Annotated in this window: 19 protein-coding genes; 8 read left to right on the top strand and 11 right to left on the bottom strand. The window is 65.2% G+C overall.

Annotated elements, in window-relative coordinates; translation table 11 throughout:
• Window positions 1–5: 5 nt before the first annotated feature.
• From FRZ40_RS20830 to oxlT, 7 genes are all read right to left on the bottom strand, one after another.
• Window positions 6–968 carry a vWA domain-containing protein gene (locus FRZ40_RS20830; RefSeq protein ID WP_147235441.1) on the bottom strand — a complete coding sequence of 321 codons (963 nt, stop codon included), beginning with the start codon at window positions 966–968 and terminating at the stop codon, window positions 6–8.
• On the bottom strand, window positions 965–1,525 hold the full coding sequence (locus tag FRZ40_RS20825) for a hypothetical protein (protein ID WP_028369517.1): 561 nt from the start codon (window positions 1,523–1,525) through the stop codon (window positions 965–967). Before FRZ40_RS20825 ends, FRZ40_RS20830 begins: the two co-directional genes overlap by 4 nt.
• Window positions 1,522–2,520 (bottom strand): vWA domain-containing protein, encoded by a 999-nt coding sequence (locus FRZ40_RS20820; protein WP_147235440.1) that lies wholly within the window; start codon window positions 2,518–2,520, stop codon window positions 1,522–1,524. The genes FRZ40_RS20825 and FRZ40_RS20820 overlap by 4 nt, the downstream gene beginning before the upstream one ends.
• Window positions 2,517–3,392 (bottom strand): hypothetical protein, encoded by an 876-nt coding sequence (locus FRZ40_RS20815; RefSeq protein ID WP_147235439.1) that lies wholly within the window; start codon window positions 3,390–3,392, stop codon window positions 2,517–2,519. The genes FRZ40_RS20820 and FRZ40_RS20815 overlap by 4 nt, the downstream gene beginning before the upstream one ends.
• Complete coding sequence (locus FRZ40_RS20810; protein ID WP_028369520.1) at window positions 3,389–4,261, bottom strand: DUF58 domain-containing protein; 873 nt, start codon at window positions 4,259–4,261, stop codon at window positions 3,389–3,391. The genes FRZ40_RS20815 and FRZ40_RS20810 overlap by 4 nt, the downstream gene beginning before the upstream one ends.
• Window positions 4,258–5,277, bottom strand: coding sequence for an AAA family ATPase (locus FRZ40_RS20805; protein ID WP_028369521.1), 1,020 nt, complete (start codon window positions 5,275–5,277; stop codon window positions 4,258–4,260). Before FRZ40_RS20805 ends, FRZ40_RS20810 begins: the two co-directional genes overlap by 4 nt.
• 324 nt (window positions 5,278–5,601) lie before the next feature.
• Complete coding sequence (gene oxlT / locus FRZ40_RS20800) at window positions 5,602–6,942, bottom strand: oxalate/formate MFS antiporter (protein WP_028369522.1); 1,341 nt, start codon at window positions 6,940–6,942, stop codon at window positions 5,602–5,604.
• A 924-nt stretch (window positions 6,943–7,866) separates the two neighbouring features.
• Here oxlT and FRZ40_RS20795 point away from each other — a divergent pair.
• The 7 genes from FRZ40_RS20795 (at window position 7,867) to ltaE (ending at window position 16,653) form a co-directional block, all read left to right on the top strand.
• Window positions 7,867–9,225 (top strand): MFS transporter, encoded by a 1,359-nt coding sequence (locus tag FRZ40_RS20795; RefSeq protein ID WP_028369523.1) that lies wholly within the window; start codon window positions 7,867–7,869, stop codon window positions 9,223–9,225.
• Window positions 9,226–9,463: 238 nt separating this feature from the next.
• A complete protein-coding gene (locus FRZ40_RS20790) occupies window positions 9,464–9,925 on the top strand; it encodes a hypothetical protein (RefSeq protein WP_147235438.1) in 462 nt (153 codons plus the stop codon).
• A 2-nt stretch (window positions 9,926–9,927) separates the two neighbouring features.
• Window positions 9,928–11,574, top strand: coding sequence for a CPBP family intramembrane metalloprotease domain-containing protein (locus tag FRZ40_RS20785; protein WP_240057248.1), 1,647 nt, complete (start codon window positions 9,928–9,930; stop codon window positions 11,572–11,574).
• Window positions 11,484–11,741 carry a CPBP family intramembrane glutamic endopeptidase gene (locus tag FRZ40_RS45075; RefSeq protein ID WP_240057247.1) on the top strand — a complete coding sequence of 86 codons (258 nt, stop codon included), beginning with the start codon at window positions 11,484–11,486 and terminating at the stop codon, window positions 11,739–11,741. The genes FRZ40_RS20785 and FRZ40_RS45075 overlap by 91 nt, the downstream gene beginning before the upstream one ends.
• 205 nt (window positions 11,742–11,946) lie before the next feature.
• A complete protein-coding gene (locus tag FRZ40_RS20780; RefSeq protein ID WP_028369526.1) occupies window positions 11,947–12,750 on the top strand; it encodes a substrate-binding periplasmic protein in 804 nt (267 codons plus the stop codon).
• Window positions 12,747–15,494, top strand: a complete 2,748-nt coding sequence (locus tag FRZ40_RS20775) for a bifunctional diguanylate cyclase/phosphodiesterase (RefSeq protein WP_147235437.1) — start codon at window positions 12,747–12,749, stop codon at window positions 15,492–15,494. The genes FRZ40_RS20780 and FRZ40_RS20775 overlap by 4 nt, the downstream gene beginning before the upstream one ends.
• Before the next feature lie 154 nt (window positions 15,495–15,648).
• Complete coding sequence (gene ltaE, locus FRZ40_RS20770) at window positions 15,649–16,653, top strand: low-specificity L-threonine aldolase (protein WP_028369528.1); 1,005 nt, start codon at window positions 15,649–15,651, stop codon at window positions 16,651–16,653.
• A 59-nt stretch (window positions 16,654–16,712) separates the two neighbouring features.
• Here the strand turns inward: ltaE and FRZ40_RS20765 are convergent, their stop codons facing one another.
• The gene (locus tag FRZ40_RS20765) at window positions 16,713–18,089 is read right to left on the bottom strand and encodes an MFS transporter (RefSeq protein WP_147236749.1); all 1,377 of its coding nucleotides are present in this window, start codon (window positions 18,087–18,089) and stop codon (window positions 16,713–16,715) included.
• A 310-nt stretch (window positions 18,090–18,399) separates the two neighbouring features.
• Window positions 18,400–18,627, bottom strand: a complete 228-nt coding sequence (locus tag FRZ40_RS20760) for a hypothetical protein (RefSeq protein WP_147235436.1) — start codon at window positions 18,625–18,627, stop codon at window positions 18,400–18,402.
• A gap of 389 nt (window positions 18,628–19,016) precedes the next feature.
• Between FRZ40_RS20760 and FRZ40_RS20755 the strand changes: the two genes are divergently transcribed.
• The gene (locus tag FRZ40_RS20755) at window positions 19,017–21,470 is read left to right on the top strand and encodes a glycogen/starch/alpha-glucan phosphorylase (protein ID WP_147235435.1); all 2,454 of its coding nucleotides are present in this window, start codon (window positions 19,017–19,019) and stop codon (window positions 21,468–21,470) included.
• A gap of 94 nt (window positions 21,471–21,564) precedes the next feature.
• On the opposite strand, the gene FRZ40_RS20750 is transcribed toward FRZ40_RS20755, so the two are convergent.
• Both FRZ40_RS20750 and FRZ40_RS20745 read right to left on the bottom strand, forming a co-directional pair.
• Window positions 21,565–22,632 carry a DUF3443 family protein gene (locus FRZ40_RS20750; protein ID WP_147235434.1) on the bottom strand — a complete coding sequence of 356 codons (1,068 nt, stop codon included), beginning with the start codon at window positions 22,630–22,632 and terminating at the stop codon, window positions 21,565–21,567.
• Between the two features lie 167 nt (window positions 22,633–22,799).
• The gene (locus FRZ40_RS20745; protein WP_147235433.1) at window positions 22,800–23,138 is read right to left on the bottom strand and encodes a hypothetical protein; all 339 of its coding nucleotides are present in this window, start codon (window positions 23,136–23,138) and stop codon (window positions 22,800–22,802) included.
• Between the last annotated feature and the right edge of the window lie 45 nt (window positions 23,139–23,183).

Genomic DNA, 23,183 nt, shown 5'->3' with positions numbered 1-23,183 from the left:
AGCACTCAATAAGCGCGTGCCCGAATGGAGTCTGCACTGACACGCTTATCCGCACCCGCGCCGCGTCGCACCGGAAGAAAGCGCCATACGAGCAGAATCAGCGCGAGCAACGCGGGCACCCAACGGATATCAGTCGCAACGGGAACCGCATGCGCGTAGCGCGGATCGGTCAGCGGCGCGCGCAACGAAGTCGGTGCGACGAGCCGTCTATAGCCGAAGCCCAGATGCCCAGCCACGGCTTCGAGATACGTTTCCCGGAGCTGCGACAACTCTTCATGACTCTCGGCGACGGCAGGCGCGCCGGGCTCGGGGCGCACTTGCCGGACTTCGTCGGCCTGCCAGTAGCCGGTCCGCACGCCGTCGGCATTGGTCTTCGGAATCGGCGCGGGCTGGTCGCCGCCGACGCCGATCAGCCAGCCGTGCACGAGTCCCTGCGGAATATCTCGCACGGTCGTTTCGTTCGGTGCGACAGGCGGCGCTTCCTGGCCATCGGTGATGAACACGACGTCGGTGTTGCGGCCGAGTTCCGTCGCGGCGCGGATCGCCGAATAGATGCCGCCTTGCGCGATCACGCTGCTGTTGATCCAGCGCATGTTCCCGCCGATCTGATCGAGCGACGAGAGCAGCGCATCGTAGTTGCTGCAAAGCTCGACAGGGGCGACGAGCAGCAGCGAACGCTGATTCGTGAACACGCTCCAGCCGATTTCCGAGCCGCATGGCAGGTGCTGCAGCGCATCGCTGATCGCGGCCTTCGCGAAGTCGATGCGGCTCGCCGGCTTGCCGCCGAGCGCGACGTCCTCGACATCCATGCTCTGCGTGATATCGAACGTGACGACATAGCGGAACACGGGCCGTTTGAATTCGACGGGCGGCATCAGCACGGCAGCGGCGAGCAGCAGCGCGGCGAGCGGAAGCTGCCACCAGCGTCCGCGCAGATAACGTCTGCCGAATTGCGCGCCACGCTTCACGGCAATTCCTCCGGCGCCGCGCCGCGCACGTTGATGTTGTGCTGCTCCTTGACGTCCTTCGTGTCGTCGGCGGTGTCCTGCGCTTCGGGCGCGAGCCGCAGCGCGCGTTCGAGGTTGTAGCGCGCGTCCCAGTTGCCTGCGTCGACGCGCAACACTTCGCGATAGCGCGCCTTCGCGGTTTCGAGCATCGGCGGCGAGCGCACGGGGCCTTGCGCATCGTCGCCCGCAGCTTCGCGCAGATACATGTTGGCGAGATCGTAGAGGGCGAGGCGGCCCGCTTCGCTCGAAGACGCCGCGCGCGACAGATCGTAGTAGAGCTTGCCCGCTTCGGCATGCTGGCCCGCGCGCGCGAGCGCGACGGCTTGCGCGAGGCGCACGGCGGGGTCGTTGCTTTCGAGTTCGGACTTGCTCCACTGCGCGCGCGGCTGCGTACCGATCGCGGCCACTTCGCGATTCGACTGCCCGATGTGTTGAAGCCGCACGGCGTAGTAGCCGGCGACGCCCGCGCAACATAGCGTCGCCGCGCCGAACATCAGATGGATGGGCAGCCGCTTCATCGCAGGCTCCGTCTTTGCATGAACCACACGCCGACCAGCAACGCGCAGCAGACCAGAGCCGTCGCGTAACACCACGCGCTGCGATCCTGTCTCGGCAAGCGCTCGACGAACGACACAGGCGCATTCTCCGTGCGTGCGATATCGCTCATCGCGCGCGCGACCTGCTGCGGGCTGTCGGCCTGATACAGGCGATAGGCCGTCGGCAGCGACAGGAAGAAGCGATGCAGCTCGGCTTCGGGCGAATGATCGGCGTCGGCGAGACGCACGTGCAGATCGGGACTGTAGATGCCGCTGCGCAGATAGATGAAGTACAGCGCGACGCCGTTGCGCGCCAGCCCTGCACGGATGTGTTCGCGCGCCACGTCGTCGAGCCGCGCGCCGCCGTCGGAGACCAGCACGATCGCGCGGCTGCTCGTGCGCTGACGGCCGTCGAACAGTTCGACGGCGGACTGGATGCCGCGGTCGAGCAGCGTGTCGGGCGTGCCGCGTCCAACGCCCGTTGCGGCGATCGCGGCATCGATCACAGTGCGGTCGCGCGTGAAGGGCACGGCGAGCATCGGATGCGTGCCGAACAGCATGAACGCGAGGCGGTCGTTCGCGCGCTGCGCGACGAACGCGGTGATCGCATCGCGCGCCATCTGGTTCTTCGTCTCGCCCGCCGTGGGCGCGTCGGCGACATTCATCGAGCCGCTGCTGATCGCCTGATTCATGCTGCCGCTGCCGTCCATCAGAATCAGAATCTCGGCACCTGTACCCGTGATTCGCGTCTGCTCGCCGGAAAAGCCCGGTCCCGCGAGCCCGACGATCACAGCCGCGAGCGCGATCACGGCGGCGGCGCGCCAGATGATCGCGACCATGCGGCCCGCGCGGTCGCGCGGCAGCCATGCGACCCATGAATACGGCAGCGTATCGATGCTCCTGCGCAGCAGCGGCAGCGCGGCGAGCGGCAGCAGCACGAGCGCCCACGGATAGAGGAAGTCGGGCGGCGTGCTCATCGGTGATGGCGCTTTTCCGCGCGATACAGCGCGCGATACAGATCGCGCAGCGAGAACGGCGATGCCACGGGAACGTCGCTGAAAAAGCGGTCGGACGAGCGCTGGAAGAATTGCTCCAGTTGCGGCTGAAGTTCGCGCAGATGCGGCGCTTTCTGCGCAAGGTCCGTCACCGATCCGGACAGCACGACGCGTCCCGCCGCTTCGTCGAGCGCGCGATGCAGACCGCGCCACGCTTCCGGATTCGCATCGAGCGTCGTGTCGTCCTCGCGGCCGAAGCGCGCCCACGCCTTCGCGAACGGAAGCCGCCGCGCATCGCGCCGGTTGCGCCAGAGCCACCAGCCGAGCCACGCGACGATCACCGCGAAAGCGAGCGCGCTCCACATGATCAATGCGCGCTGCAACGGCGCCGTCGATTCGGCTGCGAGCAGACGGTCGGGTTGAAGGCCTGCGAGGCGTTGCGCATCGGCGGCAGCGACTGGCGCGAGCGGACCGATCGACAGCGGGCTTTGCGCAACGTCCAGCGTCTTGCCCGACGCGAGGCGCAGTTGCAGCGGCGGCGTCGTCGTGACGGTCAGCGCGCGCGGCGAGTTCATCACCTGATAGTCGAGCACCAGCCATCGCCGGCCGTCGGCATCCGTCCTGAGGGACGGCGGACGGCGTTCGAGCCACGCGTTCACGCGGCCCGTCGACGGCATCGCCGCGAGTTCGTTGTGAGGGGTGCCTGAATCGAGCAACACCTGCTGAGTCACGAGGTCCCCGAGCACATGGCCGAATGCGCGCGGCTGCTGCACGGTCGCGGGTTCCGCGGCAGCGTGTGCACATAGCGCCATGAGCACAAGTGCGATCGTCGGGCGTAGGCGGGCGCGCGTCATGCCGTCAACTCGAGAAAATAGCGGCTGAGCGCTTCGGGATCGAACGCGCCTTGATTGAAGAACGGTCGAACGCCGTGGCGCGCGAACAGCGCGGCGATTTGCGCGCGACGGTCAGCGACGGCGCCGCGCCAGCGCGCGCGAACGGAATCGCGCATCCACATCGAGCGCATTTCACCCGACTCGACATCGACCAGCGACATCCAGCCGTTGTGCGCGGGCGGCTCCACTTCGGCGCGGTCCCACAGGACGACGGGCACGACCCACGCGTGCGTCAGCGTATCGAGCAGATCGGGCAGCGCGTCGAGCGGCCAATGAAAGTCGGACACCAGAAAGACGAGACACGCGCGGCCCGCGAGACGTGTGGCAATGTCGCGCAGGCCGGTTTCGCGCGACGACGATGACGGGTGCGTTCGATCCGGCGCGCTGTCGCGCAACAGTTCGGCCATCAGCGCGCCCATGCCGCGCGCGTGCCGTGCGGGTACGAACAGGTCTTCGCGCGCGGCGTCGTCGAATGCGAGCATGCCGACGGGATCGCCGATGCGGAACGCGCTATGTCCGAGCGCTTCGACGAAGGCCGCGGCAACTTCCAGCTTCGTGTTGTCCCCGCCGAAGCGCATCGACGCCGACACGTCGACGACGGCATGCACGGGCACGGCCACGCGCTGCCGGTGCACGCGCACGAGCCATTCGCGCTGCACCGTGCGCACGCTTGCGCGGACATCGATCCGGCGCGGATCGGGATGATCGAAGAGCCGTGTGTGCGCGGCAAATTCCTGGCCGATGCCGACGCTCGATCCGCGATGCCCGCCGGGCCGCGCGCCCGACACGCGCACGGGCAGCCGGTACTGGAACTCCGCGAGCGTGTTCACGGCGCGGCGACTCGCGAAACGATCTGCGTCATCAGCGCGTCGGAGAGTTGCTGGCGGCGCAGCTCGTAGATGGGCGTGAAGTACACGCGATGGCCGAGGGTCGGCAGCAACACGCGGTGAATGTCCTCGGGTGTCAGATACGTGCGTCCGTCGAGCCACGCGACCACGCGCGCCGCGCGCAGCAATGCGCTCATGCCGCGCGGGCTGGCGCCGGCGAGAATCAGGCGCTGCATGTCGACGTCGTCGAGCGCGATATCGAACTGCGACGGATTTTCGGTCGCGCGCCAGATATCGAGCGCATAGCGTTCGATCGCTTCGCTCGCGTGGATCGTGCGCTGGATGCTCGCGGCGATTGCGTTCAGTCGTTGCCACGGCAGCACGTCGGGCGTCACGCGCGCGAGCAGCGCGTCCGTGTCGTGGAAGTCGGGATCGAAGACGAGCGCGCGCCGCGCGGGCGCATCGTCGGGTGTCGACATATTCAGTTCGAACATGAATCGATCGCGCGCCGCGGCCGCCAGCTCGAACGTCTCTTCCTTCTCGACCTTGTTGCGGTCGGCGAACACGGTCATATGAGGGAAGCGGTACTCGCGATCGAACGCGAACACGGAACGCTCGGCCATCGCGCGCAGCAGCAGCGATTGCACCTGCGGCCGCGCGCGGTTGATCTCGTTGAAGAAGAATGTGGCAAGCCGCTCGCCATGCTTGATCAGCGGACCGGGGTCGATACGCGGCCTGCCTTCGGCATCGACATACGTGTGATAGACGAGATCGCCCGGCATCAGGTCGATCGTGCCTTCCACGCGTTCGAAGTCGCCGCCGATCGCCCGCGCGAAGGCGCGCAGGATCGTCGTCTTGCCGACGCCGACGCCGCCTTCCAGCAGCACGTGGCCGCGCGCGAACAGGGCGACGTTGATGAGCCGGATGGTCTCGGGCTGCCCGATGACCGCGTTCTCCACCTGATGCTCGATATCGAGCGCGAGCGTGCGCCAGTCTTCGAGTAGCTCTTCGCGGTCCATCGGATTCGCCTCTCTCGGTCGGCCAGTGTCGGAAGGGCGACACGGACGCCGGGTGAATCGACGGCTGGCGAGGCTTGGTTGGGGCGGCGTGCGTATCGGCGAGAGCGGGGCGCGCACGGTTCGTGCCAGAGCGGCACTGTGGCCTTCGTGTACCGGAGGCACGGCGCGCGAGCGTGACAACTGCCGCGGGATGAGGGCAGTGTGTCACGCGCGCCGCTACAGAGTGCGCCAGGTTCGGCGTACGTCTTCGCGTTGCAGAAGAACGAATGCCCGTCGCGCGCCGGCGGACGGGCATTGTGACAACGTTAAACCGCGTGCTGCCCGTCAGCCGCCTTCAGCCGAGATACGCGCCGAGTCGCTGATGCGCGTCGATGAACCGTACGGCACTTCCAGCGACGGCTCCGAATGCTGGAGCGCGTAGGCGCGGCGCATCGGCTTGAGCACGAAGAGCGCCAGCAGAGCCGCGACGGCGGCCATGCCCGACGCGAGCATGAACACGGCGTGCCAGCTGCCCGTAGCGGCCGTGACGATGCTCGTGAACGGCACCAGCAGCGCAGCCGTGCCCTTCGCCGTGTAGAGCAGACCGGCGTTGGTCGCCGCGAACTTCGGACCGAACGTGTCGCCGCAAGTCGCCGGGAACAGGCTGTAGATTTCGCCCCACGCGAAGAACACGATGCCCGTCAGCACGACGAACGCAACCGGGCTCTGACCGAATTTCGACAGCGCGAGAATGCCGACGGCCTCGATCGCGAACGCGACGAACATCGTGTTCTCACGGCCGATGCGATCGGAAATCCAGCCGAAGAACGGGCGCGTCAAACCGTTGAGCACGCGGTCGATGGTCAGTGCGAACGTCAGCGCGGGCAGCGTCAGACCGAGCAGCGAAACGGGCGAGTCGTGCAGGCCGAAGTCCTTCGCGATCGGCCCGAGTTGCGCCGTCGCCATCAGGCCGCCCGCCGCCATCATCACGAACATCAGGTACATCACCCAGAACACCGGCGCGGAGATCACTTCGCGCGGCGTTGCGTTGTGGACGAGGCGCTTCGCCGCGTTCTTCGCGGATGCGAGCAGCGTGGCAGGCGGTGCGAGCAGGAACAGGCCCAGCAGGAACACGACGATGCCCTGGCCGAGGCCGAACCACAGGAACGTCGCTTCATAGCCGCTGCTCTTGATCATGTTGGCAATCGGCACGACGGTCGCCGCCGATCCCGCGCCGAAGCCGGCCGCCGTGATGCCCGCGGCGAGACCGCGACGCGTCGGGAACCACTTCAGGGCATTACCGACGCACGTGCCGTACACCGCGCCCGCGCCGATCCCGCCGATAGCAGCCGCGAGATACAGCAGCGGCAGCGACGAGGCCATCGAGTTGAGCACCCAGGCCACCGCGCACAGCAGGCCGCCGCCGACCACCACAGGTTTAGGCCCGTACTTGTCGACGAGATAGCCTTCGATCGGCACGAGCCAGGTCTCCGTCACGACGAAGATGGTGAACGCCACCTGAATGGCCGCGCGGCCCCAGTGATACTTCTCGTCGATCGGGTTGACGAACAGTGTCCAGCCGTACTGCATGTTGGCGATCATCGCCATGCAGACCACGCCGAACACGAGCTGCACCCACGGTGATGCGTACCACGACTGCGGCCCTTCCTGATGCTCTGTTTTCATCGCTGTCTCCTTTGTCGACGCGAGTCGGCGCATGGGCGCCTGCCCGGGTCGCGTGCACGATAGTTGCGAACTTGCCTGCCAGGTATTTGCGGGGGCCTAAGCGGCTCTTCCGACCAGCGACGCTCAAAATGCATCGCTGATAGATCCCATACGATATGTGATATATCAAGTAAGTCAAGCGAAAGCTTGGAGGGGTTTTCACCGAGTCGAATCGACTGATGAAAGGAATTTGTATGTAGCCTGCGATTAAGCGCACGCACGAAAAAAAAAGCCCACCGGCTAGCACGGGTGGGCTGAGGACATGTGCGAGACAGGCGTGTTCGCGACATGCCCTGTCGTTATATATGAAAGTAAAACGTAATGAAAGTTTTTTGTTTGTAAGTGAGAGACGTGATGAGAATGCGTCAATCGAGGGTGAAAAAGGGCGATGAGGCCGCCGCTGTTCATGCGAAGGAGGACGATGCCGTCGCGCGCGTGAAGCACGACGGTTTCCTGGTTGCAGTCAGCGGGTGAATGTCATCGTCAGCGAGATACGTTCATCCATCGAAATGTAATAAGGCATACGAAGTATTTGATGTTGAATTTTATCCCTTGTTTTGAAGGGTAAAACGATAGTAACGCCCCGGGCCGCGAAGCGGCGATACCCGTGCGGCAATCGTGTTCGATGCACGGAACGCGCTCTCGCATGTATGCGCTCCATGGTTCCGGCCGGACCTGGAAGCCGCTCCATCAGTAATAACCCTTCATTGACGCTCATCGGCGCGAAAGGCTAAAGTGTTCGCAATCTGAAAGATTGTGCGATATGCGAACAACTGTGTTTGCCGCGAACTTCGCCGCAAACGTGAATTTCGTGCCTCGCTTCTGAGGCAATATAGAGTGACAGGCGCAGCATGTGCACTGCGCCGCGTAGCTGGAGACAAGGCGATGAACCGCACTTCCGTCGTGAACGTTCAGACGTTCATCAATGAGCAGCCGTTCGGCGGTTTCCAATGGCTCGTGTTTTTCATGTGTTTCGTGATCGTCCTGCTGGATGGTTTCGACACGGCGGCGATCGGCTTCATCGCGCCGTCGCTGCTGACCGAGTGGGGACTCTCGAAGCCGGACCTCGCGCCCGTGCTGAGCGCCGCGCTGTTCGGCCTCGCGTGCGGCGCGCTCGGTTCGGGTCCGCTGTCCGATCGGCTCGGACGACGCTCGCTGCTGCTCACGTCGGTGTTCGTGTTCGGCATTGCGTGTCTCGCGTCTGCCTTTTCATCGAGCATCGGCACGCTGACGGTGCTGCGCTTCATCACGGGTGTCGGTCTCGGCGCGGCGATGCCTAATGCGGTCACGATGATGGGCGAGTTCTGTCCGGACCGCCGGCGCGCGACGGTGGTCAACCTGATGTTCTGCGGCTTTCCGCTTGGCGCGGCGTTCGGCGGCTTCCTTGCCGCGTGGATGATTCCGCACTTCGGCTGGCGCAGCGTGCTGATGCTCGGCGGCGTGACGCCGTTGCTGCTAGGCATCGCGTTGCTGCTGAAGATGCCGGAGTCGGTGCGCTTCATGGTCGCGAGCAATCAGCCTGTCGAGCGGATTCGCGCGACGCTCGCGCGCATTTCGCAGCAGGCGATGAACGCCGGTTCGTTCGTGATGACGGAAACGGCGCCGCAGACGGGCAGCAAGGGTCTCGGCGTCGTGCTGTCGCGTTCGTACATCGTCGGTTCGGTGATGCTGTGGGTCACGTACTTCATGGGCCTCGTGATCTTCTACGCGTCGATCAACTGGATGCCGATCCTGCTGAAGGACGCCGGTCTCACGCCGAAGAGCGCGACGCTGATTTCGGCGCTGTTCCCGCTCGGCGGCGTCGGCGCGGTGTTGTGCGGCGTGCTGATGGACCGCTTCAACGCGAATCGCGTGATTGCCGTGTGCTATGCGCTGACGGCCGTCAGCGTGTACTTCATCGGCCAGGCGGCGGGCAACGTTGGCGCACTCGTCGCGATCGTGTTCCTCTCCGGCGTGCTGATGAACACCGCGCAATCGTCGATGCCCGCACTCGCGGCTGCGTTCTATCCGACGGAAGGGCGCGGCACGGGTGTCGCGTGGATGCTCGGCGTCGGGCGCTTCGGCGGGATTGCCGGTTCGTTCCTGGTCGCGGAACTGACGCGCCGGCACTTCACGTTCGCGGGTGTGTTCGCGACAATCGCGATTGCCGGCCTGGTCGCGTGCGTCGCGCTGCTGATCAAGCAGATGGCGCGGCCGCAAGTCAGCGACGTAGCGGCGGCCAAGCTCGAATCGCTGGGGCACTGAGTAGGCGTCTTCTCGGCTTCAGGCAGGCGTTTTACGCGCCCGCGATCTTCAAGGTCGCGGGCGCGTTGCTTTTGCGTCGTCGATTCGCACGGTCAAATCGATTCCTGCAGACCCGCTCGCGCCGTGTGTATCTAAAGTTTCGCGAAGCTCTTGCCGTAAGCATGTTCGAGCGCTGTGCGATCCGTGTGTGCAAAGCGAGCCACGCATCGCGCAGATCGCGTTCTGCGAGACAGGAGTCATGTACAACTATCTGAGAGAAGCGGGGACGCCACGGTCCTGGCTGATATCGTGTCTGTTCGCGACGGTCTGCGGGGGCGCGTCGGCGTATGCCAATCTGGCGGACGCGTCATGGATCGACATGTCCGGCCAGCCGCGCTGGATGCTCGAATTGCACATCGGCGCGGCCGCGCTCGGCGCGCTCCTCATTGCGCGTTTTGTCTCCAGCGCGCTGTCCGCGATATTCACGCTGCCCGACAACACCGTGTATGCGACAGGCAAGCTGGCGAACGGCTCGGCGATCCGTTATCGCGTCGATCTCAAAGAGAATTTCTTTTCCGCCGCGCGCTTCCTTCAGGTGCTCGGCTTCGTGCTGTGCGTGATGGTGCAAGGCGTGACGGTCACATCGGACGCCTCCGCGGGACGGCCGGCGAACGCCGCGCCTCGTCCGGCGCGCATCCATTCGGGCATGCTGTCCACCTAGCCATGAAGCCGATCCGCACGTATCTGCTGGGGTGGGGTGTGGCGCTGCTTTGCCAGTTCCAGTTCTGTCACGCCGCCGACATACTACCCACGCCCGATCTGCTGCACTCCGCCGACCGCGCATCCGGACTCGTCTCGAACCACCAGCAGGCGGCCTACAGGAAAGTGCTCGACGCCTACGACGCCGCGCAAAAACAGCAGCCCGGCGACGCCGCGCTCGCCATCGCGCGCTGCACGTTCATCCAGCGCTACGCGTGGTCCGAGGATCTGACGTGGGCGGAGGTTGCGTCGAAAGATCTCGACGCTTGCCGGACCCGCCTCGACAAGCAGTTTCCGTCGAATGCCGACGTGTTGCTGTTCCTGCTCGAACAGCGTTTCGGCAAGGACGCCGCCAGTTTCGGCGAGCCGCTCGTCGCGCGTTCGGCTGGCTGGACGACGGCGCAGAAGGCGCGCCTCCACGCGGCGCTTTCGCGCGCGTATGCGATGCAGAAAGACGAGAAGCGAGCCGGCGAAGAAGCGGTCATCGCTGCGCATCTCGACCCGGACAGCCCGCAATTGCTGGAGGCCGTCCGCTATCTCGGCACGCACGGCAAGATCCAGGAAGGCGTTGCGCTGCTGGCGGCGTCGCCCGTCGCGAAGGCGGCCTGGCTGGAGTCGCGCCGGATCAACGCCGCCGTCGACGCGCTGACGCCCGCAGCCGCGCTCGACGAACTGCGCCGCGCCGACAACGCGAACCTGAAGATCGACACCTACACCCGCGCCCGCGCGCTGCAGCACGCGGGTCAGTCGACGGCTGCGCAGTCCGTCCTGTCGGCCGACAAAACGCCTGTCAGGAACGATCCCCCCGGCTTGCGCCAATTGCGCCTGGACGTCGCGTTCGATACGCACGACGCCAACGCCGCTGCCGCCGTGATCGCCGACGAATATTCGCGTACGCACAACGCAGCGCGCCTCGTATCGGCTTACGCGCATCTGCTGTCCCTGAACCCCGCCGTCGCCTTCACGCGCGAGCTGATTCCGCTCGCCTTCAGCTGCCTGTTGACGGTCGCTGTCATCGCTTGCCTGCCGGGCCTGCTGATGTTTCCCGTTCACTATCGCGGCGTGGTCCGCTTGCGCAAGGGCAAGATTTCCGAACCGCTCTTCGCGGGTATCGGGCTCAGGCATGCGTGGTATGCGCTCGGCCTGTTCTCGGTCGTGCTCTGGCTGGTGATGTCGTTTCATTCGGGAACAGCGCTGATCGCGCAGGTGAAGGACAAGGTAGGGCGCGTCGGCTGGCAGAGCGATCTCGTGATCGCCTACCTGTGGACGCTGCTGTTCGTCGCGGCAGGCCTCGCATGGATCGTCAGGGCATCGCGTGGCGCGGCCTGTGGGGCGGCGGCGCATGGAAGCCGAAGTGGATACTGCCCGCGGCCGCCGTTCTCAGCATCAACGTGCTGCGTTGGGCAACGGCGTCGCACGCACCGCACGTCGCGGACACGAGCGTCGTGTCGTTCGCGCAATCGATCGTGGTCGGGGCGAAGGCAATGGGCTCGCTGCCGCTTGCCGTCGCGATTCTGTGCGTGGCCGTGCCCGTCATCGAAGAACTGGTGTTTCGCGGCGGACTGCTGGGCGGCTTGTCGCGGCATCTCGGCTTCCGCTGGTCGAACGTGATTCAGGCGGTCGTGTTTGCCGCCATGCATCAGGACTTCCGCGCGTTCGCCTATCTGTTCCTGCTGGCGCTCGTGGCCGGCTGGCTCGCGAAGAAGACGAAGGGCCTCGCGATGCCGATGCTGCTGCATGCCGTCAACAACGCGATTTTCGTGGCAACGGTCGCGTGAGCGCGGGCGGCAGGGCATCCGATATACGCGCAAAGGCCGCGTAAATACCAGGCAAATCTCAGGGCAAACACCGGGTCAAGTCAGCCGGTATTTTTGCCGTTAACCCGAATGATCCGTTTTCGCGTAGGCTCGCCAATCGACTCACGAGCGATCGGCTGTCCGGGACGGCCACAGCACTCACCACCCAACGACGGGGAGCGTCACCGTGATTCACCGCGGATTCATCGGCTTGCTAATCGCGCTCACGCTGGCAGCCGCCAGCACTCGCACGTTCGCGGGCGGCCCCGACTGCACGCGTCCGTTCACGCTTGCGCTGCACGATCATGGACTGCTCTATTCGCAGGACACCAACGCGGGCATCGACAAGGATTTCGCCGACGAACTGACCCGCCGCAGCGGCTGCGAAATCCGCGTCAGTCTGATGTCGCGGGCGCGCATATGGAAAGTGATCGAATCGGGTGCGCTCGATTTCAGCCTGTCCGGCATCACCAACGAAGAGCGCGAGCAGTACGCGTCATTCGCGTGGTACTTCAGCGACAGGTTCTATCTGCTCGTGCGCAAGGATGCCGGCATCCGGCAACTGTCCGATTTTGAACACAACGACAAGTTTCAGCTTGGCGTCATCCGAAGCTTCCGGTATGGTCAGTCCGCCAACGAACTGGTCGATACGCTTGCCGCAGCCAATCGCGTCAGTCAGGCGGGCGGACTGGACCCGCTCTATCAGGCGCTGATGCGCGGCAGCATTCAGGGGATGATCATCGAGCCGTTCGACTATCCGGCGCTGGATGAGAAGCGCATCCGCGACATCACCTCCATTATCGAATTCAACGATCCCGCCACGCCGCACGGCCTCATCATGTCGAAGAGGGCGTTGTCGCCGGAAGAGCGGGACAAGTGGCGCGCGCTCGTCGAAGAGATGCGCGCGGACGGCACGGTGCGCCGCATTTTCAGGAAATATTTCAAACCTGAACTGGCGGATTCGATGGTCGATTTCACACTGCCGCGATGAGCCGCGCGCGCGTCGTCCTGTTGCCGCTGGTGATTCTGCTGACCGGGTTGACGATCACCTGGTCAGTGTGGGATCACGAGCGTCAGGCCGTGCGGCGCGAGCTGCTGTCCGAATTCAATTTCGCGCTGGGCGATGCCGTCAGCCGCATCGAGCAGCGGATGGCAACCTACGAACAGATGCTGCGCGGCGTGCAGGGCATGTTCGCGGCGCGCGGCTCGCTCGATCTCGACGCATTTCACGGCTACGTCGGCGCGGTCAATGCCGACGCAAGCATCGCGGGCATGCAGGCGCTCGGTGTCGTGCAATGGGTGCCCGCGCAACAGCACGATGCGCACATCGCCGAAATGCACGGACGCATCGGCAGGCACTACTCAATCGATCCGCCCGGCGAGCGCGACGGCTATGCGCCCGTCGTCGCACGCGAGCCCGTGTACGCCGATCCCAATGCGCTGCTCGGCTATGACTCGTGGGCGAGCCCCGTGCGCCGCCTGGCGATGGAGAAGTCGCGCGACTCGGGCCTCGCCGTCGTATCGGGCAAGGTGCAGCTGGCGTCGGATTCGGGTGCGCGTCCCGTGGCCGGCTTCGTGATGTATCTGCCCGTCTACGAACGCGGCGCGCCGCAAGACACCGTCGAGGATCGCCGCGTGCATCTGCTCGGCTGGGTCTACGCGGCGTTTCGCATGCGCGACGTGCTGGCCAGTCTGTACGGCGACCAGCCGCCGGGGCTCTTTCTGTCGATCTACGACGGCACGCAGCCGTCGCCGGAATCGCTGCTGTACCGCTCGTCGGAGCCGAAGCAGCGCGAAGTGATCTCGGCGAACGAATACCTGGTGGTGGGCGGCCACGACTGGACGCTGTCGATGACCGCGCTGCCCGACTTCAAGGCGCGTTTCGGGCACAACGCGAAGCTGCTGATCGCCTGCACGGGCGCGGGGCTGAGCCTGCTGCTCGCGCTGCTCGCATGGAGCCTCGCGAGCGGCCGCAGCCGCGCGATGCGGCTCGCGTCGAAGATGACGGCGGAAGTGCGAGAGAGCGAGGCCGAACTGCGCATCGCGGCCGTCGCCTTCGATTCGCTCGAAGGCATGATGGTGACGGACGCCGACGGCACGATCCTGCGCGTCAATTCGGCGTTCACGAAATGCACCGGTTACACGGCTGAAGACGTGATCGGCAGGAACCCGCGTCTGCTCAGTTCAGGCCGTCACGATGCCGCGTTCTTTCGCGAGATGTGGGAGACGATCCGCGGCGTGGGCGGATGGCAAGGCGAGATCTGGGATCGCCGCAAGAACGGCGAGATCTATCCGAAGTGGCTCACCATCACGGCCGTGAAGGCCGACGACGGCCGCGTCACGCATTACATCGGCACGCACTACGACATCACGGAACGCAAGCTCGCGGAAGAACAGATCAAGGAACTTGCATTCTTCGACGCGCTCACGCATCTGCCCAACCGCACGCTGTTGCGCGACCGGCTGAAGCAGGTCATCGCGCTGAGCGCGCAGAACCATACGCACGGCGCGCTGCTGTTCGTCGATCTCGACAACTTCAAGACGCTCAACGACACGCTCGGCCACGACAAGGGCGACATGCTGCTGGGCCAGGTCGCGGGGCGGCTGCTGGCGAGCGTGCGCGAAGGCGATACGGTCGCGCGCATGGGCGGCGACGAGTTCGTGATCGTGCTCAGCGATCTGAGCCGCAATCGCGACGAAGCTGCGAGCGAGACCGAGAGCGCCGCCGAAAAAGTGCTGGCCGCGCTGTCCAACCCGTACTATCTCGCGGGCACCGAGTTCCGCACGACGGCGAGCATCGGCGCGACGCTTTTCACGGGCCACGAAACCTCGATCGACGAACTGCTGAAGCAGTCCGATCTCGCGATGTACAAGTCGAAGGAAAGCGGGCGCAACGCGATCTGCTTCTTCGACCCGGCCATGCAGACGGTCGTGATGGAACGCGCTGCGCTGGAAGCGGCGCTGCGCCGCGCGATCGACGAAGACCAGCTGCTCGTGCACTATCAGGCGCAGGTGTTCAACGGCAACCGCGTGACGGGGGCCGAGGCGCTCGTGCGCTGGCAGCATCCGCAGCACGGACTCGTGCCGCCCGCCGAATTCATTCCGCTCGCGGAGGAAACGGGCCTGATTCTGGCGCTCGGCGACAAGGTGCTCGATAAAGCCTGCCGGCAGCTCGCGCAGTGGTCGATGCGCGCGGACCGCGCGCATCTGTCGATCGCCGTCAACGTGAGCGCGCAGCAGCTTCGCGAGGACACTTTCGTGACCAGCGTGCTCGACGCACTGGCCCGCACGGGCGCCGATCCGAGCCGTCTGAAGCTCGAGCTGACGGAGAGCGTGCTGGTCGACAACGTCGAGGACATCATCCGCAAGATGACGCTGCTGCGCACCAAGGGCGTCGTGTTTTCGCTCGACGACTTTGGCGTCGGCTATTCGTCGCTGTCGTATCTGAAGCGCTTGCCGCTCGGGCAACTGAAGATCGACAGGTCGTTCGTGCGCGACGTGCTCGACGATCCGAACGACGCCGTGATCGCGCGCACGATCGTTGCGCTTGCACAGAGTCTCGGCCTCGGCGTGATCGCCGAGGGCGTCGAGACGCAGGCGCAGCGCCAGTTCCTCGCCGACGCGGGCTGTCACGCGTATCAGGGCTATCTGTTCTGCCGGCCGTTGCCGATCGAAGACTTCGAGGCCTTCACCGACACCTTCGACTCGCAGGAACCCGCGCTCGAAACGCCTTGAGCGCAGCCGCGTTCACGGCTGCCCGTTGAGCGCCTGGCCATTCGGCCGATCTGCTCTTCCCCGGCGGAGTTGATACACTCTGCGGATTCAATCGCGCCCTTCAAGCGTCGTGCCGTTGTACGCCGGGCGCCCCGTCATCCTCGAGGAAAAGCACATGATCGATCTGCGCAGCGATACCGTGACCCGTCCGGGCAAGAACATGCTCGCCGCGATGACAGCCGCCGAAACGGGCGACGACGTCTGGGGCGACGACCCGACGGTCTTGCGCCTGCAAGCCACGGTTGCCGAGCGCGCGGGCAAGGAGGCGGGGCTGTTCTTCCCGAGCGGCACGCAGAGCAACCTCGCCGCGCTGATGGCGCATTGCGCGCGCGGCGACGAATACATCGTCGGCCAGGCCGCGCACACGTACAAATACGAAGGCGGCGGCGCGGCCGTGCTGGGCAGCATCCAGCCGCAGCCGCTCGACAACGCGCTGGACGGTTCGCTGCCGCTCGACAAGATCGTGGCCGCGATCAAGCCCATCGACAATCACTTCGCGCGCACGCGTCTGCTCGCGCTGGAAAACACGATCGGCGGCAAGGTGCTGCTGGCGGGCTATGTCGCGGAGGCGACGCAGCTCGCGCGCGATCGCGGGCTCGCGACGCACCTCGACGGCGCGCGCGTCTGCAATGCAGCCGTCGCGTCGAAGCAGCCGGTCGAGGCGCTGTGCGCGCCGTTCGATAGCATTTCCATCTGCTTTTCGAAGGGTCTGGGCGCGCCAGTGGGGTCGGTGCTGGTCGGCAGCAAGGCGCTGATCGACGTCGCGCATCGCTGGCGCAAGGTGCTGGGCGGCGGCATGCGCCAGGCAGGCGTGCTGGCGGCGGCATGTCTGTATGCGCTCGATAACAACGTCGAGCGTCTCGCAGAAGATCACGACAACGCCGCGCATCTCGCAGCGGGACTCGCACAGATCGATCAGGTGAAAGTGCAGTCGCAGGCCACCAACATGGTGTTCGCGCAGTTCCCGCAAAAGGACTGCGCGCCGCTCGAAGCGTGGCTCAAGGAACGCGGCATCCTCACGCAGATGCTGTACGCGTCGCGTTTCGTCACGCATATGGACGTGTCGCGCGCGGATATCGATACGTTCGTGACGGCCGTGAAGGAGTATTTCGCGCGCTGATGTGCGCTGATGCGCGCTGATGTGCGTGCTGCGGCGGGCTCGACGCTCGCCGTCGCCGTCTATTGTTCTTTTGCCCTGACCGCCGTCACTACCGTTTGCGCCCGATGCGACGGTGCAAAGAGGCGCAAGCCGCTGGCAATGCTCGCGGCGCCTGCGAACAACGCGCCTGCCGCGAGCGAAAGCGTCGGACCGTGACGTCCGGCAACGCTGAAACTCAGCGCGACGAGCGCCGCGCCCGTCGTCTGTCCGATCAGCCGCGAAGTCGCGATGATGCCGCTTGCGCCGCCGCTGCGATTCGGCGGCGCGCTCGCCATCAGCGCTTTCAGATTCGGCGACTGGAAGAAGCCGAAGCCCGCGCCGCAGATCGCCATGCGGATCGTGATGTCGATCACGGGCGGGTGCGCGGGCAGCATCGCGAGCGAAGCCATTCCGCCGCACAAGATTGCCAGGCCGATCGCGCCGAGCAGTCCCGGCGGATAGCGGTCCGACAGCCGGCCTGCGAACGGCGCGGCCAGCGCGACGACCACGGGCCAAGGCGTCATCAGGAAACCGGTTTCCACCTGGCTGCGATGCAGGACGTCTTCGAAATAGAAGGGCAGCGAGACGAACGCAAGCCCTTGCGCGGCGAACGAGCACACGGCCGTCACTGCCGACAGCGCGAACACGGGCAGCTTGAACAGATCGACGGGCAGCATCGGCGCAGGGTGGCCGGCTTCGCGACGCATCAGCAGCGCGCCGAACACGATCGCGATGGCCGCGGCGCCGAGCACGATGGCCGACGGTGCGCGCTGCGCGGCTTCGCCCAGCGCGAAAATCAGCGCGGCGAACGTGATCACGTTCAACAGCGCGGCGACGCGGTCGAAGTGATGCGTGCCGCGCGGCGTGCGCGGCAGCCCCGGCAACGCGAACGACAGCGCCAGCACGCCGAGCGGCACGTTGACGGCGAACAGCCACGGCCAGTCGGCCACGGACAGAATCAGCGACGCCACCGTCGGCCCCACCGCAAACGACACGCCCACCACCAGCGCGTTCAGGCCGACGCCGCGTCCGAGTTGATGTGGCGGATACAGATGCCTGATGAGCGCCGTGTTGACGCTCATGATGGCCGCCGCACCGAGTCCCTGCACGACCCGCGCGCCCGCCAGCAGGGGCAGCGTGGGCGACAGCGCGCAGGCGAGCGAAGCCACCGTGAACACGCCGATCCCGCCGATATAGATGCGCCGATGCCCGACGATATCGCCGAGCGCCGCGAGCGGGAGCAGCGTCGCGACCATCGCCAGCTGATACGCGTTGATGATCCATACCGATGCCGCCGGCTTCGCGTGCAGGTCCGCGGCCATGGCGGGCAGCGCCGTGTTGGCGATGGCGGTATCGAGCGAGGCGAGCGCGACGGAGAGCATGATCGCCGCCATCGCAAAACGGTGACCGGCGGACATGGGCGCGTCGGCGACGCGAGCCGGATTGGTTGTGTTCTCGGACAAGGGTGGCTCTGCTAGGAACGGGCGGGCATGCATCGGCATGGGCTGGATCGCAGCGCGACCCGTGCATCCAATGCGAATGAAGCGATTGTTACAGAGTGGCGTAGATCGTGCCGGGCGCCGCGCAAAAACGGCCGGCATGAAAGCTCGTTGCAAGCGTTGTCCGCCGACGCGCGTTGGTTGCAACTAACTGTCAGCACCGCGCCGCAAGGACAAATCGCGCACGGCGAGCGCGGGAAAGACGCAAGCGACGACGCAAGCGAAGCGTTCAGCTACACGAAGCGAGCAGAATCGACAGCTTGCGGATATGCGCCCTGAATGCATCCACCATCTCGCGGTCGTGGCCGTCGCTCAGATGAGGCGCTTCGGCCAGTTCGACCTGACCTTGAAACTCGTCGGATACCTTGCGCCGCTCGCCTGGCGGCAGCGCGCGGACGAGCGAGACGATCAGCAATTCCTGCGCATGGATGATACCGAGCACGGATTGTGCGTTCATGTCGACCTCCATCGGAGCACGCCGGAGCCAGCGGCACTTCAGTGGCCCTGGCAGGCACGCAGCACGGCGCTGCTGTCTCAGGACCGCCTTTTTACTCATCCATACTAGTGCAAGGAAGCGGGCCATCTGCACCGGCATCGTGCCCGTCGCAAGGACATCGGAGGAACGCAGGCAGAATCTCGCCCGTCGATCGCGGAACTGCACGGCCGCGCGCCGTGTCTGCATGGTTTGACGGGCTTTTCGACAACGTAACGGACGCAGACGCGGGACGACGCAAAATGTCCTACTCTGCTTATTTGTCCACCAGACCGGCCGCGCCGCCCGCACCCCGCCCGCACCTGACAGGCAAGACTTTCGGCGCGCGCCGCGTCGTTTTACCGGAGGCTTCGATGACAGCGGTGGATCTGGAATTCGACCAGCTCAACAGTACCGTCGACGCGCTGCGGCGCTCGATTTCCAACCGCATGATGTACGGCGTCGGCAAGGACGCCGTGACCGCGCGCCCGCAAGACTGGCTGCACGCCGCGGCGCTCGCCGTGCGAGACCGGCTCGTCGCGCGCTGGATGAAGACCACGCGCCTGCAATACGAGCAGGACGTGAAGCGCGTGTATTACCTGTCGATGGAATTCCTGATCGGCCGCACGTTCACGAACGCGCTGCTCGCGCTCGGCATCTACGATCAGATGAAGGAAGCGCTTGCGGGTCTTGGCGTCGACATGGAAGCGCTGACCGATCTCGAACCCGATGCCGCGCTCGGCAACGGCGGCCTTGGGCGCCTCGCCGCCTGCTTTCTGGATTCGATGGCGACGCTCGGCATTCCGGGCTTCGGCTACGGTATCCGCTACGAATACGGGATGTTCAGGCAGCAGATCGTCGACGGCGAACAGATCGAAACGCCCGATTACTGGCTGCGCGCGGGTAATCCGTGGGAATTTCCGCGTCCCGAGGTGCAGTACATCGTCCATTTCGGCGGACGCACGGTGCAGCGCGACGGTCATGTCGAATGGATCGAAACGCAGCACGTCAACGCGATGGCGTACGACACCGTGATTCCCGGCTTCGCGACGAGCGCGACGAACACGCTGCGTCTGTGGTCCGCGCGCGCAACGGAAGAACTCGATCTGTCCGCTTTCAACCAGGGCGACTATCGCCGTGCCGTCGATGCGAAGAACATGTCGGAGAACGTGTCGCGCCTGCTGTATCCCGACGACTCGACGCCGGCGGGCCGCGAATTGCGTCTGCGTCAGGAATACTTCTTCGTGTCGGCGACGATGCAGGATCTGATCCGCCGCTACCAGCGAACGCACAGCACGTTCGGCCGGTTCGCCGAAAAGGTCGCCGTGCATCTGAACGACACGCACCCGGTGCTCGCGATCCCCGAACTGATGCGTCTGCTCGTCGACGTGCATCACTTGCCGTGGGCAAAGGCATGGAAAGACGTGCAGCAGATGTTCTCGTATACGAATCACACGCTGATGCCCGAAGCGCTCGAAACGTGGGACGTGGAAACGCTTGCTCGCCTGCTGCCGCGCCACCTCGAAATCATCTTCGAGATCAACGCCGAGTTTCTGAAGCACGTCAGCGAGCATTCGGGGCACGACGTCGACATGATCCGGCGCATTTCGCTCGTCGATGAGTATGGACAGCGGCGCGTGCGCATGGCGCATCTGGCCATCGTCGCGAGCCAGAAGGTGAACGGCGTGTCGAAACTGCATTCGCAACTGATGACGCGCGACATCTTCGCGGACTTCGCGAAGATCTGGCCCGAGCGCTTCACGAACGTCACGAACGGCGTGACGCCGCGCCGCTGGCTAGCACAGTCGAGTCCGTCGATGTCGAAGCTGATCGACGAACAGATCGGCACGCACTGGCGGCGCGATCTGTTCGAACTCGGCAAGCTGCGCGATCTGCGCGAAGACCCGTCTTTCGTTCACGCGTTCCATGAAGCGAAGCGGCAGAACAAGCTGCGTCTGATCCAGCGCCTTCAGCATCATACGAAGATGACGTTCGACCCGGACGCGATGTTCGATTTGCAGGTCAAGCGCATTCACGAGTACAAGCGGCAGTTGCTCAATGCGCTGCATGTGATCGTCCGCTACAACCGCATTCGCGCGCATCCCGAGCGCGACTGGGTGCCGCGCGTCGTGATGTTCGCGGGCAAGGCGGCGTCCGCGTACCGGATGGCGAAGACGATCATCAAGCTGATCGGCGATATCGGCAAGACCGTGAACAGCGATCCCGTGATCGGCGACCGGCTGAAGGTGGTGTTCGTGCCGAACTATGGCGTCAGCGTGGCCGAGCTGATCATTCCGGCTGCGGATCTGTCCGAACAGATTTCGATGGCGGGCACGGAAGCGTCGGGCACGGGCAACATGAAGCTCGCGTTGAACGGCGCGCTGACGATCGGCACGATGGACGGCGCGAACATCGAGATCTGCGATGCCGTCGGGCGCGAGAATATTTTCATCTTCGGGCACACGGCGGATCAGGTCGACGAATTGCGCGCGACGGGGTATCGGCCGCGCGAAATCTACGAGCACAACGCCGAGCTGAAGATGGCGCTCGACCAGATTCGCACCGGCTACTTCTCGCCCGACAATCCGCTGCGCTTCTCGGACATCTTCCATACGCTCGTCGATTGGGGCGATCACTACATGGTGCTCGCCGACTTCGCGGACTTCGCGAAGTCGCAGGACGAAGTGGACAAGCGTTATGTCGACCGCCAGGGCTGGACGCGCAGTGCAATCGAAAACGTCGCGGGTATGGGGCAGTTTTCGTCGGACCGCACGATCGCGGAGTACGCGCGTGAGATCTGGAATGTGAAGCCGCTCGAACTCGAGTGAGGCCCATGTACTGAGACTTGCTGGAAAAAAGCCGCCGCGCGATGCGTTGCATCGCGCGGCGGCTTTCTGTCTGGATTGCGGTGCCGGATGTGGCTTAGCCGCCCATCCGCTCGATATCGCGCGACGCGCGCAGGCCCAACTGACCCTGCGCGAAGTCGAACAGCAAATCGATGTTCTGCAGCGACATCAGCCCGACCACGATGCGGTTCGCGCCGGGTGCGGCCTTCACGATGGTCGTTTGCGCGTCGTTGAAGCGGTGTGCCCAGTCGCCGACGCCTAGCACGACGTCGTAGTTGCCTTGCGCAAGCTTCATGCGCTCGTCGACATCGCCGGTCCAGTCGGGCGCCTTGTCGGTTTCGATGCGGATCATGTCGGTGCCGCCCGTGGAGAACACGACGGGCGCGCAAAAACGCATCTTGTTGCCCACCTGCACGCAGCCCGTCGGCCATCGCGCGGAGCCGTCCTTGTCCATCGCGAGCGGGACAAGCGTGAAGTCCTTCGTCAGCGTATTCGAAGGGCTCAGCACGAGAAACGGCCGGTCGAGCCGCGCGCGCACCAGATAGCGCTGGCCGATGTTCGCGGGCAACGCACGCAGCGGCTGCGTGCAGCAGGCATGACCCGGGTCGTCGTGCGCGCCGTCGGCGCCGACGCCGAGAATGCCCGAAAAGGCCCAGCCGAACTCGCCCGTGTAGCCGTCCTGCGCGACGCAGTGCTTGTCGATCTTCAGGCAGCTGACCTGGTCGACGGCTTGCACGTCTATGTTCATCGGTTTCGTGCCGCCGATGCTCAGCGGCACGGTGACGGCCGCGCCGGAAACCTGTGCATCGGTGGCGAAGGCCAGTGTGGAGCGCGCGCCCGCCGCCGGATAATTCGAGCGCGGCAACACCGACGACAGCACGCGTGCGCCGCGCGTGCCCGTGTCCAGCATCAGATAGACGGCCTTGCCGTCCAGCTGCACGGGCAGGCCGATCGACGTGCGGCCGCGCACGTCGCTGCGTTCTGCGCGCAGTGGCACGAGCAGGCCGTCGCGGCCTTCGTTGATGAGGCTTGCTTGCGTCTCGGGCGGAACGGGCGTGGTGATCGGCGTCGAACAGGCCGTGAGCGCGAGCGCGATCAGCGCGCCCGCAAAGCCGGCCATGCGCCGGATGAAATGGACAGACATCGCACACACCTTGCAGAAGTGCGTGACCCCGATGACAGCCGCGCGGCCGGTCGGGCTCGACGGCGCGCGCCGGCTGGGCGCGAGGGCACGCGAATGAGAGGACCGCCGACTCTACGCGGGCGGTCGTCGCTACCTGCAAAAATGTGTGAATGCGCGGCGAGCTTCGTTCAGTGATGTTGAACGATCGACTGCGCGAGGCAGATCGCGCGCACCCGGCCGATCGTCGCGCGGCGCAATGCGCCTGCGAGTACGCCGACCACATCGCCGACGCTCCTCGCCATCACGTCGATGCGAAACGTGATGCAGTCGTTGCGTTTGTCGACGGCCATCACGAACAGCCGCACGCCTTCGCCGAGCGCGGCGAGCAATGCGCGGCGGCCCGAAGTAGACGAAATGCCGGGCACGGTGACGTCGATGGTGACGAGCGACAGTGCAGGCTGCGTTTCGATATCGAGGGAAGAGGTGCGGCGTGGAGCGGTGCGCGAAGAAGCGATCACGGTATGCATCGTCGATGCGCCGCCGCGAAGCGGGCGGCGCGGCTGTTGGGACGC

Origin of the sequence: Paraburkholderia azotifigens (assembly GCF_007995085.1) — a bacterium.
GTDB lineage: Bacteria > Pseudomonadota > Gammaproteobacteria > Burkholderiales > Burkholderiaceae > Paraburkholderia > Paraburkholderia azotifigens.
Note: the sequence above shows the minus strand (reverse complement) of the source record. Positions and strands in the feature narration are given on the sequence as shown.